Source organism: Bradyrhizobium sp. 142 (assembly GCF_023074015.1).
Taxonomy (GTDB): Bacteria; Pseudomonadota; Alphaproteobacteria; order Rhizobiales; family Xanthobacteraceae; genus Bradyrhizobium.
Genome location: NZ_JADPKQ010000004.1, coordinates 23,961 through 36,219, shown reverse-complemented (window position 1 = coordinate 36,219; position 12,259 = coordinate 23,961). Strand labels below are relative to the sequence as shown.

Annotated in this window: 10 protein-coding genes and 1 pseudogene; 3 read left to right on the top strand and 8 right to left on the bottom strand. The window is 63.3% G+C overall.

Annotated elements, in window-relative coordinates:
• From IVA82_RS00305 to IVA82_RS00290, 4 genes are all read right to left on the bottom strand, one after another.
• On the bottom strand, positions 1–1,191 hold the full coding sequence (locus tag IVA82_RS00305; RefSeq protein WP_247389425.1) for an efflux RND transporter periplasmic adaptor subunit: 1,191 nt from the start codon (positions 1,189–1,191) through the stop codon (positions 1–3).
• Position 1,192: 1 nt separating this feature from the next.
• Entirely contained in the window at positions 1,193–1,894 is a 702-nt protein-coding gene (locus IVA82_RS00300; RefSeq protein ID WP_247389426.1) for a TetR/AcrR family transcriptional regulator, read from the bottom strand.
• Positions 1,895–2,005: 111 nt separating this feature from the next.
• Positions 2,006–2,596 carry a thiamine pyrophosphate-dependent enzyme gene (locus tag IVA82_RS00295; protein WP_247389427.1) on the bottom strand — a complete coding sequence of 197 codons (591 nt, stop codon included), beginning with the start codon at positions 2,594–2,596 and terminating at the stop codon, positions 2,006–2,008.
• Positions 2,593–3,135: a phosphonopyruvate decarboxylase gene (locus tag IVA82_RS00290; protein ID WP_148737380.1), complete on the bottom strand. Its 543-nt coding sequence runs from the start codon at positions 3,133–3,135 to the stop codon at positions 2,593–2,595. Before IVA82_RS00290 ends, IVA82_RS00295 begins: the two co-directional genes overlap by 4 nt.
• Before the next feature lie 104 nt (positions 3,136–3,239).
• Here IVA82_RS00290 and IVA82_RS00285 point away from each other — a divergent pair, with 104 nt between their 5' ends.
• The 3 genes from IVA82_RS00285 (at position 3,240) to IVA82_RS00275 (ending at position 7,810) form a co-directional block, all read left to right on the top strand.
• Complete coding sequence (locus IVA82_RS00285; protein WP_247389428.1) at positions 3,240–4,460, top strand: cytochrome P450; 1,221 nt, start codon at positions 3,240–3,242, stop codon at positions 4,458–4,460.
• A gap of 163 nt (positions 4,461–4,623) precedes the next feature.
• Entirely contained in the window at positions 4,624–5,838 is a 1,215-nt protein-coding gene (rocD, locus tag IVA82_RS00280; protein WP_247389429.1) for an ornithine--oxo-acid transaminase, read from the top strand.
• 511 nt (positions 5,839–6,349) lie between these two features.
• Entirely contained in the window at positions 6,350–7,810 is a 1,461-nt protein-coding gene (locus tag IVA82_RS00275; RefSeq protein ID WP_247389430.1) for a Spy/CpxP family protein refolding chaperone, read from the top strand.
• Positions 7,811–7,984: 174 nt separating this feature from the next.
• Here the strand turns inward: IVA82_RS00275 and IVA82_RS00270 are convergent, their stop codons facing one another.
• The 4 genes and pseudogenes from IVA82_RS00270 to IVA82_RS00255 form a co-directional block, all read right to left on the bottom strand.
• Positions 7,985–8,230: a hypothetical protein gene (locus IVA82_RS00270; protein WP_247389431.1), complete on the bottom strand. Its 246-nt coding sequence runs from the start codon at positions 8,228–8,230 to the stop codon at positions 7,985–7,987.
• 815 nt (positions 8,231–9,045) lie between these two features.
• Positions 9,046–10,058, bottom strand: a pseudogene (locus IVA82_RS00265) (ABC transporter substrate-binding protein).
• A gap of 793 nt (positions 10,059–10,851) precedes the next feature.
• Positions 10,852–11,646 (bottom strand): dienelactone hydrolase family protein, encoded by a 795-nt coding sequence (locus IVA82_RS00260; protein WP_247389434.1) that lies wholly within the window; start codon positions 11,644–11,646, stop codon positions 10,852–10,854.
• 319 nt (positions 11,647–11,965) lie between these two features.
• Entirely contained in the window at positions 11,966–12,229 is a 264-nt protein-coding gene (locus IVA82_RS00255; protein ID WP_247493119.1) for a hypothetical protein, read from the bottom strand.
• Between the last annotated feature and the right edge of the window lie 30 nt (positions 12,230–12,259).

Sequence of the window (12,259 nt, the reverse complement as noted above, 5' to 3'; positions counted from 1 at the left end):
TTAGTAGCGCGGCGGTTGCGCCGGGATCTGCGGGGCCGGGTCGGTGGAAATCGACACCGGCGCGCCCGACTGCAGCTTGAGCTGGCCGACGGCGACGACCTTGTCGCCCGGCTTCACACCTTTGAGGATTTCAACGCGACCCTCGACTCGGCTACCGGTCTGCACGAAGGTGCGCACCGCGCTCAGGCTGGTCTTGCCGTCTTCTTCCTTCTTCTCGGTGATCACGAACACTGAGTCGCCGTACAGCGTGTAGTCGACCGCCGTCTCCGGCACGGTGATCACGGCCGGCTTATCCGGCAGCACCACCGTGGTGGTCACGAACATGCCCGGCTTCAGGATCTTCTCCGGATTAGCGACGGTGGCCTGCACGCGGATGTTGCGGGTGTCGGCCGAAATCTGCGGCTCGATCGTGGTGATCTTGGCGTCGAACGTGCGGCCCGGATAGGCGTCGACCCTCAGCCGAACCGATTGGCCGACCTTGAGGTTGCCCGAGTCCTTTTCCGTCACCGTGAAGTTCGCCCACAGCTCCGACAGGTCGGTCAGCGATACGATGGCCGTACCGGCCGTCAGATACTGTCCGACCTCGACCTTGCGGACGCCGAGATCGCCGGAGAACGGTGCGCGCACCAGCTTCTGCGAGATCAGCGCCTCAGTCTTAGCGATGCCGGCCTGCGCCTGGTCATAGGCCGCCTGCGCCTGGTCGACGGTCGCCTGCGGACCGAACTGGCGCGAGGCCAGCTGCTTGGCGCGGTCGAGCGACAGCTGTGCGACGGTTGCCTGTGCCTTGAAGTTGGCGAGATCGCCCTGCTCCGGCGTGTCGAACAACTGCACCAGCGGCGTGCCGGCCTCGACATGCGTGCCCGGCTCGAACTTGATCTCGGTGACGCGGCCGTTGACGTCGGCGCTGACGTCGACCTGGTGCACGGCGGCGAGACCGCCGACCGCGGTGAGCAGGTTCGGTATGACCTCCGACTTCGCCTCGGCCGCGCTGACCGCGACCGGCGGCGGCTTGTTGTTGGCGAAGAACTGCTTGATCATCTGGCCGCGGAAATAATTGAACCAGACGAGACCACCGACGAGCACGCTCAGGAGCGTGCCCACGATGATGAACCACAGCACCGGTCGAACCGGACGCTTGGGAGCCTTGTCGATCGGTTCGCCCGAAATCTTGTGTTCGGTTACGATGTTCATGTCATGCACTTTCTGCAATCGCCTTCTTGCCCACACCCGGCGCCAAAGCGCGGTCCAGATGCGAAGCAATTGCGGCGTCGTTAAGTCCGATACCCCTCAGGAGAAACTCACAGAGCTGGCGCTCCAGATCGTTCGCCTTGCCGTAGTCGAGGCAAGGCGTGGCCGGCAGCCTGGTCAGCGCAGCCGTCATCACCGAATGATGCGCAAACCAGAACAGATTGAGCGGCTCGCCGATGCACGGCCGAGCGTCGCCGGCGGCGACCGCGCGCTCGAGCGAAGCGACGAAGACCGCGCCGATCAGCATTTCGACCTTTGCATATAGCAAACGCGCGAACTCGCCATCATCCAGATGGCTCGTAGCCATCAATCGCAGGCGCTGGGCCTCTTCCTGATCGGGGCCGTCGGCGATATGAAGGAAATGCTGGACCATGCCGCGGATCAGCTCGACCAAGGTGACGGTCGAGGGCTCCCGTTCCAGCAACTCCATCAGCGCCGGATCGGCCTCGCACTCATCGCTGAGAATTTCAGCGTAGAGCGCCGCTTTGGACGGGAAATGCTTGAACAGCAGCGCCTCGGAAATGGCAGCGGCGGCCGCCACGCTCTTGGTCGTGGTGCCGGTATAGCCGTGTCGGGCAAAGCAGCGCTTTGCGGCGCCGAGGATCAATTGACGCCTCAGGTCGCCCGTCATTCGCAGTGAACTCATGCGAGTGAGTAAGCACTCACCCACGCAAAAGTCAAGCTAAATGGTGCGATGCAACCTACAAGGAAATCTCCTAAAGGTATCTATTGGTTCTAATAAAGGTATCTATTGGTTCTAAATCGGCTGGAAGCCGAGCTCACCGCGGATCCGGTTGAGGATGTAAGTCCCGTCCCGGCTTGGCAAAATCCGCTCCAAATTGGCGTTGGCGATCTTCACATTGGCAAATTTCGGTCCCGCCGACGCCTCGTGGACGGCTGCGGCGAAGCTCTCAACCTCCGCCATGGTCGAGATCGCGCAGGCGTCCGCGATGCCGCAGGCCCTGGCGACGCCGACGAGATCGGCCGCCGCTGAAGTGTGGCTGGTCTGGCCGCCGGTCTCGCCGTAGCACTCGTTGTCGAGCACGACGATCGACAGGTTGGGTGGCTTCTGCAGGCCGATCGTGGCGAGGCTGCCCATGCCCATCAGCATCTCGCCGTCGCCGGTGATGACCAGCACCGGCAGCTTTGGCAGCGCCAGTGCGAGCCCGAGCCCGATCATCGCCGCGCCGCCCATGCCCCCCCAGAGATAGAAGTTGCGCGGATGGTCGCCGGCGGCGGTGATGTCGTTGGTGGAGGCACCTAAGCCGCCGATCGCGACGATATCCTTGCGGTCAGCCAGCAGAGTCGAGACCACCTGACGGCGGTCGAGGAGATTGGCCTTGCTCATTTGGTGAAAACCTTGGCGCCGATCAGGCGCTGCGACAGCAGGACGGCCGTTGGTGTCAGCGCGTTATAGGCCTGCGCTGCGGCCGCCTCTAACACCGCGGGCACCTCGGCCGCATTGGAGGCGCGCAGCACCTTGATGCCGGAGAGCTCGAACACGCCCTGCGTGGTCGATCCCATCGGCACCTGCCACGGATTGAACTCGCCCCACTCGCCGCGCATGGTCACGAGGGTGAGGAACGGAAAGCGCAGGATCGGGATCAGCGACAGCATGTTGATGCAATTGCCGACCCCGCTCGACTGCATCAGCAGCACGCCGCGCTGGCCGCCGGTCCAGGCGCCGGCCAGGAGCGCCACGCCCTCCTCCTCAGTCGTCAGCGGAATGCCGCGCATCGTGGACGATGCCAGCACCCGCTGGATCAGCGTCGAATGGCCGGCATCGGGCACGTATGGCACCTGCCGGACGTCGTAGCGTTGCAATGTCGCGAAAATGTCGTCGGGCCAGTTCGGGGCCGTGTCGGCTGCGTCAGCGCGGGCGTGCATTTTCCTGTCCGTCGGCTACAAATCACGGCATGACTGTAGACGGACGCACGCCTCGATCGAACCACAAAAGCGGCATATCGGGTTTAACCGGCGGGTATAACGGGATGAATGCAGATGCGAAGGAGTTGGCGGCAAGCTTCGACCTTGAGAAGCTGACGCCGCAATTCTACGACAACCCCTACCCGACTTATCGTGCACTGCGGGAGAATGAGCCGGTCAAGCGCCTGCCGAACGGCACCGTGTTCCTGACCCGGTACGACGATCTCGTCGCCACCTACAAGAACACGAAGTCGTTCAGCTCGGACAAGAAACGCGAGTTCGCGCCGAAATACGGTGACACCCCGCTCTACGAGCACCACACCACGAGCCTCGTCTTCAACGATCCGCCCGCGCATACACGGGTGCGGCGCCTGATCATGGGCGCGCTGTCGCCGCGTGCGATCGCCGGCATGGAGGGCGACCTGATCAAGCTGATCGATGGTCTGCTCGATGCCATCGCCGCCAAGGGCCGCTGCGAACTGATCGAGGACTTCGCCGCTTCGATTCCCATCGAGGTGATCGGCAATCTGCTCGACGTGCCCCATGATCAGCGCGCGCCGCTGCGTGACTGGTCGCTGGCGATCCTGGGAGCGCTCGAGCCGGTGGTGTCGAGCGAAGCGGCCACGCGCGGCAACAAGGCAGTGGAAGACTTCCTCGCCTATCTCTCGACGCTGGTCGCGCGCCGCCGCCAAAAGCCCGGCAACCCCGAGCGCGACGTGCTGACGCGCCTGATCCAGGGAGAGGAGAACGGCGAGCGGCTGACCGAGAAGGAGCTGCTGCACAACTGCATCTTCCTGCTCAATGCCGGACACGAGACCACCACCAATCTGATCGGCAACGGCCTTGAGGCTCTGCACCGAAATCCGGATCAGAAGCAGCGGCTGATCGACAGCCCCGAGCTGATCAAGACCGCCGTGGAAGAGGTGCTGCGGTACGAGAGCTCGAACCAGCTCGGCAACCGCATGACCACTGAACGGGTTGAGCTCGGCGGCGTCATGCTGGACGCCGGCACCTCGATCACGCTGTGCATCGGCGCGGCCAATCGCGATCCCGCGCAGTTTCCGGACCCCGAAAGCTTCGACGCTGCGCGCACGCCGAACCGGCATCTCGCCTTCGCCACCGGCGCGCACCAATGTGCCGGCATGGCGCTGGCGCGGCTCGAAGGCGCGATTGCGATCTCGCGTTTCCTGGCGCGCTTCCCGAACTATGCCGTGAGCGGCCAGCCGGTGCGCGGCGGACGGGTGCGATTCCGCGGCTTTTTGAGCGTGCCCTGCTCGATCGGCTGAGGCTTGGCGACAAAAAAGTCGAAAACAACCCCATGCACAGTAGCGGATGGTCGGCGGACGATTGCCTTGTGGATCCGCATAACCATTTGACAAGGGGAGGCAAATCGGCGGGATCGCACGCCTCGCCAACGGCCGATGCCGGCGCAGCAATGGAGTGACGAAGATGAATTCGTCGGTCATTGATTTCCTCGCGACCGAAGCGCGCTTTGGCGCCCGCAATTACGAGCCGATAGGTGTCGTCCTGTCGCGCGGCGAAGGTGTCTGGGTGTGGGACACCGAAGGCAAGCGCTACCTCGATTGCCTCTCGGCCTATTCGGCAGTCAACCAGGGCCACTGCCATCCCAAGATCCTGGCGGCGATGGTGGAACAGGCCCGCAGGCTGACGCTCACCTCGCGCGCCTTTCACAACGACCAGCTCGCCCCGTTCTACGAAGAGATCGCGGCGCTGACGGGCTCCCACAAGGTGCTGCCGATGAACAGCGGCGCCGAGGCGGTCGAAAGCGCGATCAAGTCGGTGCGCAAATGGGGCTATGAGGTGAAAGGCGTGCCGGACGGCCAGGCCGAGATCATCGTCTGTGCCAACAATTTCCACGGGCGCACGCTGGGCATCGTCGGCTTTTCAACCGACCCTGAGACCCGCACCCACTTTGGGCCGTTCGCGCCGGGCTTCAAGATCATCCCGTTCGGCGACGCGGCGGCGCTGGAAGAAGCGATCACGCAAAACACCGTCGCCTTTCTGGTGGAGCCGATCCAGGGCGAAGCCGGTGTCATCATTCCTCCGGCCGGCTATTTCACCAAGGTGCGGGAGCTCTGCACGGCCAACAACGTCATGCTGGTGCTCGATGAGATCCAGACCGGGCTCGGCCGCACCGGCAAGCTGCTCGCCGAACAGCACGAGGGTATCGAGGCGGACGTGACGCTGCTCGGCAAGGCCTTGTCCGGCGGCTTCTATCCGGTCTCAGCCGTGCTCTCGAACAACGACGTGCTCGGTACATTGAGACCCGGGCAGCACGGTTCGACGTTCGGCGGCAACCCGCTTGCCTGTGCGGTGGCGCGCGCGGCGATGCGCGTGCTGGTCGAGGAAGGCATGATCGAGAACGCGGCCAGGCAGGGCGCGCGCTTTTTCGAAGGCTTGAAAGACATCCGTGCCAACACGATCCGCGAGGTGCGCGGGCGCGGCTTGATGCTGGCGGTCGAGCTGCATCCCGAGGCCGGCCGCGCTCGCCGCTACTGCGAGGCGCTCCAGGGCAAAGGCATCCTCGCCAAGGATACCCATGAGCACACGATCCGGATCGCGCCGCCGCTTGTGATCACCAGCGACGAAGCCGACTGGGCGCTGGAGCAGTTCGCCACGAGCCTGACGCAGGATTTCTCTTGAGGCTGCCTGCGTCGGAAGATCGCAATGCCGGCCGCGGCCATTAACGAACGATTCCGCCACCTGTGCGTTGATGCTTGTGGGCGATTTCGAGCTGGGAGCGGCGATCATGCTGCCGCGTGGCGTTTGCCTGACGGCTTTTTTGGTAGGTGTCTCGATGCTGGCGGCGAATGTCAACGCGTCCGCCCAGGGACACGGAAGGGGTGGACCACCGGGGCCGGCCGCAGCGCCGGCCGCTCGGCCAGCCGCACCACCTGCCATGGCCCGTCCGGCGGCGCCACCGGCCATGGCGCGGCCCGCCGCGCCGCCCGCCATGACGCGTCCCTCCGCCCCCGCATTCCATCCACCTGCCATGCCGCAGCGCCCCGCCATGGCACCGCATCCGGCGCCGCACATCGCCTCACCGCCGCCGCGCCCGACCCCACATTTCGCTGCGCCGCCGCGCCCTGCCCCGCACGTGGCGTCGCCCCGGCCTGAATTCCACCGGGCGCCGGCAGCGCCGCAACGACCGGCCATGGTACCGCGGCCGACGCCGCATATCGCCGCCCCCTCGCGTCCAGGCGCACCGCCGGCCGTGAGCGAGCGGCTGTCGCGACGGGAGCAGATCCAACAGCGTGCGCAACAGCCTCAGCAGCAGATCCAGCAGCGCCAGCAGATGGTGCAGCAGCGGCAGCGCGAGATGCTGTCGCGCCAGACGGCGGATCGCCAGAATCGCATCGATCGCCTGCAGCAGCGCGTGCAGCAATTGCAGTCGCAGAAGCTGGAAGGCGCGCGGGCGCAACGCCAGCAGCAACGGATGCTCCAGACGCAGAACCGCTTGCTCGAGCGCGAGCAGCGCGCGCAGCAAAGTGACCTGGCGCGCCAGCAGCGGCTTGGATTACAGGCTCCGGCCGGACGTGCCCCAGCTGCTGCGGCCGCCGCGCAGGCTGCCGAACGCGGGCGGTTTGCCGCGCGCTTCCGCGAGCAGGCCACTGCGCAAACCCAAGCGGCCCTCGTCGCCCGTCAGAGCGGCTGGGCTCCCCGGCAGGCCTGGCGACACCGCCATCCCGCGGCGTTCGTGGCGTGGCTCGGGCCGGTGTTCTGGCCCTACGCCTATTCCGACATTTTTGACTACACGTTCTGGTCCTATGCCTACGAGCCCGGCTATTGGGCGTACGCGTATGACGATTTCGTCGATACCGTGTTCTGGGGTGGTGACAGCCCGTATTCCGCTTATGCCAGCACCAATCCGTATGACTATCCGCAAGCCGGCGGCGGCTACCGCGCGCGCCAGCGCGCCAGCGTGAGCCCGCAAACGCTGCGGCAATTGTGCGGCACACCGGACAAGGGCGTCACCGCCTGGCCGCTTGCCGATATCGCGCAGGCGGTGCGGCCGACGCCGGAGCAACGCGCGCTGCTCGACGAGTTGAAGACCGCGGCGGCCAAAGCTGCCGATGTATTCAAGGATTCCTGCGCGGAGACTTACGCGCTGACGCCGCCCGGCCGGTTGAAAACGATGATGAACCGCATCAGCGCGACGCTGGAAGCTGTCAAGATCGTGCGACCGGCACTGGAAAATTTCTACAACTCGCTGAGCGACGAGCAGCAGGCCCGCTTCAACGCGCTCGGCCCCAATGTCGGCGAGCGCTCGCAGCAGCAGGAAGCCAGTGCCGAGACCTGCGGCGAGCCGAAGTCCGGTCTCACCCAGTTCCCGATCCAACGGATCGAGGCTGTGCTCCACCCCGCAGGCAAGCAGAAGGAAGCGCTCGACCGCCTCAGCGAAGCGACGGCGAAGGGCGTTGCGGACCTGCAGGCGGCCTGCCCGAACGATGTGCCGCTGACGCCGGTCGGACGGCTGGAAGCGATGCAGCACCGGCTCGAGGCCATGCTGACGGCCGCCAAGCTGGTTGAACCTGCCCTCGACGAGTTCTATGCCACGCTGAGCAGCGAGCAGAAGGCGCGCTTCAACACGCTGCAACAGGTCGCACGCGAGTGAGGGTTGCGTCGCGCACTCTCGTTGCAACGCGCCGCGGGCAAACGACGTGGACGACGACGTAATCGCCCAGCCTCAAAGCTCGACGCTTGACGAGAATATCCGTGTCGGGGCCGCGGCTCCCTGTGAGGCGTGCGGTGGCACGGCATGCAAGCGACAGCCTCGTTCGTTCCGTCCTCACGCGGCGGAAATCGTCTCCCTTTGAGCGTCATTCGTGTTCGTGATCGCTTGAGGCCGCTCAATCTCATTCGAGCTAATGGCGTTGCATTGCTGGAAATAAGAAGACAGCTCAAGATGGGCTAGGTGATCCCAGTATTCTGCTTCTGCGAGCAGCTTCCATTTGTTCATGCTGTTGTACGCGGCCTGTTGACGGCACAGCGAACTCATCGCACGCAAGCGTCGTACCTTCTCTACTGCCTCCACTGCGAACCTCCCTTCGCGCTTGTTTGCTTACAAACGCATTTGTGTTGTCACAACTTCGCAGATTGAATTGAGGAGTGATAGTCCGGTGTTTGACGGTGAATCGATGACAGCGCAATCGTCTGACTTTTCACCGAATAATCGAGCCGACAGCGCCGCGCCTCCCTTCGGCTTGCGTACGCAGCAACAAAGCTCGCTTTGGACGAGCGGTTCCTAAGAGCAGGTGCATTCCATTTCAGGACTGAAATTTTAATTGTGAGCGGCCCGTCCCTGCATGGTGGTTAGCTTCCGATCAGCCCGGACCGGACAAAGTTTGATCCCGAAACTATTTTGGCCCGGCGCATTGGACTGCAAGACCGCCTTGGGGCGGTCTTTCTTTTTTCGACGCACCGAAACGGGTCCGGGGATGGACCACGCCGGCGCGTTCGGCAAATATCGCCAGCCTTGTCACGGCGGTCACAACGATGGCCCCGACGATTACACGTCGGGGCCATTCAAGATCATCAGGCATGGGTACATCCGCCGTGCCTGCTGATCGTTGTGCCACTGATTACCGCATCCGATCTGGCGCACACTGTGGCGAGGCTGCGGCAACGGGGTGATGACATTCTGCCTGAAAGCTGATGGCTGTCCACCTTTGGTTGGTAGTACTCCGACCAGCTCGCTGAACCGCACGATCTGGCCGCTTCGGCGCCCTACACGACGTAGGCAAGCCTTAGGTGCGTCGCACGGACTGATGTCCAACCAAATCCAACGGGGCACAGCAACGTTGCGGTGGGCTGCTTCTCGGATGGGCTAGCCTCGGATATCGGCGATATCTATTCGATCACCTCGTCGGCGCGCGCTAGAAGCCCTGCCGGTACGGTCACGCCGAGAGCCCTTGCCGTCTTAAGATTGGCCGCCAACCATAATTCGGCTGGAAATTCGATGGGCAGGTCACCCGGTCGAACACCCCTAAGGATTTTATCTACAAAGTAGCCAGCGCGACGATAGCACCAGCGCAAATCTACCCCGTAGCTGACGAGACCGCCGTGGATAACGTGCTCGCGATATCCGAAGACAGTTGGCAGTTGCTTTTCAAGAGCAATGGCGCCGATCTGCTCGCTCATGTTAAGCAACAGGTTGGTCTGAAGGACAACGGCGACATCGACCTCTCCGCTCGCCAACGCAGCGAGCGCATTCGGAATGTCCTTTACCGTACTGGCATCGGCTTCGACCACGCTGAGGCTCAAAGCCCCGCAAGCTGCCTTCAAATCCCCGACTTGAGGCGGGCCCTTGGGATCGTTCATGTTGGTAAGCAGGCCGACGCGCCGTGCCGTCGGCACGATTTCTCGCGCGAGTTCGATTTGTTTGGTCGGCAAACCGACGATGTAGGGCTCAATGCCCGTTACGTTTCCCCCGGGCGGGCTTCGCTGGCAATCAAGCCAAGATGAACCGCGTCGGCAAGAGCGGCACAGACAATCGGTATTGTCGATGTGGCCTTGCGGGCAGCGACGGCTTCCAGTGTTGCAGGCGCAGCGATAATATCGGGTTTGAGCAGAGCCACCATCTCCTCAATGGATGGTACATGGTCCCGGAAGACTTCCGTTCGCCGAATGATATCAAGGTTACGGCCTTGCTCGTAACCGAACTCAAAGAGCCCTTTAACAAAACTGCCGAACGTCAAGTCCACTATGAATTGCGGCGTCTTCACGCCCGGAGGCGCGGCTCCTGCCCACGCGATGAGCGGACGTTTTGGCACAGACTGCGCGCTTGAGCCTCGGCCAAATAATGTCGAGGCGGCTGCAGCGCCAATGACGCCGAGATTTCCGACGAATTCCCGCCGTCGCATGTGTCCCCCGTAGGACGCTATTGGTGACGAGGTCAGCACCTTCCGGCGGGCCTGTACGACAATTTGCGAGCCTGTCGCTTCAAGGGGCCATTCGCCGGAGCATGGTCGAGATGGGTGAATCGCGTCGGTTTACCGCTGGGCGAGTGACCTTCGGTTTATCCCGGCCTCCGGACATGTCGCTGCATTGCGCCCACTGACGCGACGGGCCAAAAGCTGACCCTCGCCGAACGTCTAGTTGGATCATTGCGCGGGAATGCTTGCGAGCTTTAATGCCCGGGCGCGACGGAATCCGATGATCAGGGCCGAGAACGCCGGCACAAAGAACATGAGCGCTGTGAATATTATCGCGAAGTCCTTGCCCGTGGCAGAGAGCGCAGTTGAGCGAACGCTGCCGCTTAGCCTCATCCTGAAAAGACCGCGCAGCGGTTGTCTCGAAGGACGAGGCGCGCGCTCAGGCAGCCCAAAAGGCCAGATGCGATTTGCCCTGCGGCCAGCCCAGGCGAACCTGATTTCATCACGCCCTACACCACCGATCTATGCCGCTCGATGCAGGACCGGGGCATAGCAACGCTGCGGGGGGCTGCTTCGTGCTTCTCGTTAGCCGCATGTCCGGCATTCGGCCGAGAGCGGCCCAATGCGGTGAAGGGCGAAGGTCCGAGATGGCACAGAAGCGGGACTCACGTTCACAATCTCGTCCGCAGCGAAAGTGCCGGCGCGAAGGTGCAGTCCTGACTTGACTATCCCGCGGCTAAACCGGCCACAGATAGAAGGGGCCGCCTAGCGGCCCCTCTGCTTATTTTTGAAGGTTTGCGGCAAACAGCTTGGCTGCTTCGGCCTTCGCTTCCTGATCCGCCTTGGCGTCGTATCTGAGCGGCAAGTTGAACTTCTTGCCGAGTTCGGTGGCTTCGGGGTTCGTGAACGCGTGCACGGCGCCGGGGTACTCGATGATCCGGTAATCCGCCTTGGCGGCGTCAAAGTCCTTCTTGAGCGCATCGTACTGCTCGCGCTTCACGAACGGGTCGTCCGCGCCGTTCAGAATGAGGATTTTCGCTTTGACGGTTCCCGGCGCCGGTGCGGGAGTGTTGAGACCAAGCGTTGCGTGAACGCCCGCAACGGCGGCGAGATCGGCGCCGGCGCGCGCCATGTTCAGCACGACCGCCCCGCCGAAGCAGTAGCCAACGGCGCCGATCCGTTGGGGATTGACCGAGGCCTGCTTGGCAAGCTGCTGCCGCGCGGCGTTGAAGCGCTGCTCCATCACCTTCGGGTCCTTCATCACCGACCCCGAGAGCGCACCGGCGTCCTTCGGATTGTCGGCGGTCTTGCCGTCGCCATACATATCCGCAATGAAGGCTGTGTAGCCCTGCTCCGCGAACTTCCGCGCCTCGTTGTGGATATGCTTGGTGATGCCCCACCATTCGTGCACCATCACGATGCCGGGCCGCTTGGCCTGGGTCGCGTCGTCGTAGACAACGAAGCCCTTCATCGTGGTCTCGCCATCCGTGTAGGTGACCGGCTCTTCCCTGACCGCTGCGTGTGCGCTCGCAACCATTGCGATGGCGCAAAGTGCTCCCACTATGTTCGTTCGCATGCTTGACCTCCCGCGGGTTTGGCACAACCCTACATTGGCATACCAACGATTCCCGCGCTAGGCCTTGAGAGCGGTGCCAGTGCACTCGCAGGCTGCGCGCAATCTTTCAAGTGCTTGGGCGTCCGGCTTGAGGCATGCCGACATCGCGGGTGGTTTCGTTGTGCGAGCGATGTACTGATGCCGCCCTTCGTCAACAAGCGATACTAGCGAAATGAAAGAGGCCGCCCAACCGACGCGGCCCGAGTGGTGGGTTCCAGTTCCTCGATTGCGAGAACCGGCTCGACGCTCTTGTGAGGCTCGATCTTCTAGCCCGGTGCTGCTAGTCGCAACGGCGGACCCTGCGGACCGAACCGTCGTCACGCTCGATCGTAACGGTGCGGCATCCGCGATATCCGCGATCATATCCGTAGGCACGATAAGCGGGTCGATCATAGTCCCGGTAGTAACGGTGCTCCGGGCCCACTCTTACGCCGCCGAGCGGAGTCTCAACGGCAACTTGAGCCGACGCGGGCACAGTGGAGATCGGCGTGGCGATAGCGAAGCCAGCAACCGCCAGCACACCAGTCAGTAAAAGCGTTCTCATGAGAGTTTCCTCCTGAGTTATTGTATCGCT

Excerpts from the sequence above, each read along its gene's own strand:
- IVA82_RS00295 (WP_247389427.1), bottom strand. The coding sequence starts at position 2,596 with ATGAGCAAGGCCAATCTCCTCGACCGCCGTCAGGTGGTCTCGACTCTG.
- IVA82_RS00300 (WP_247389426.1), bottom strand. The coding sequence starts at position 1,894 with ATGAGTTCACTGCGAATGACGGGCGACCTGAGGCGTCAATTGATCCTC.
- IVA82_RS00275 (WP_247389430.1), top strand. The coding sequence starts at position 6,350 with ATGGTACCGCGGCCGACGCCGCATATCGCCGCCCCCTCGCGTCCAGGC.
- rocD (WP_247389429.1), top strand. The coding sequence starts at position 4,624 with ATGAATTCGTCGGTCATTGATTTCCTCGCGACCGAAGCGCGCTTTGGC.
- IVA82_RS00305 (WP_247389425.1), bottom strand. The coding sequence starts at position 1,191 with ATGAACATCGTAACCGAACACAAGATTTCGGGCGAACCGATCGACAAG.
- IVA82_RS00290 (WP_148737380.1), bottom strand. The coding sequence starts at position 3,135 with ATGCACGCCCGCGCTGACGCAGCCGACACGGCCCCGAACTGGCCCGAC.
- IVA82_RS00255 (WP_247493119.1), bottom strand. The coding sequence starts at position 12,229 with ATGAGAACGCTTTTACTGACTGGTGTGCTGGCGGTTGCTGGCTTCGCT.
- IVA82_RS00260 (WP_247389434.1), bottom strand. The coding sequence starts at position 11,646 with ATGCGAACGAACATAGTGGGAGCACTTTGCGCCATCGCAATGGTTGCG.
- IVA82_RS00285 (WP_247389428.1), top strand. The coding sequence starts at position 3,240 with ATGAATGCAGATGCGAAGGAGTTGGCGGCAAGCTTCGACCTTGAGAAG.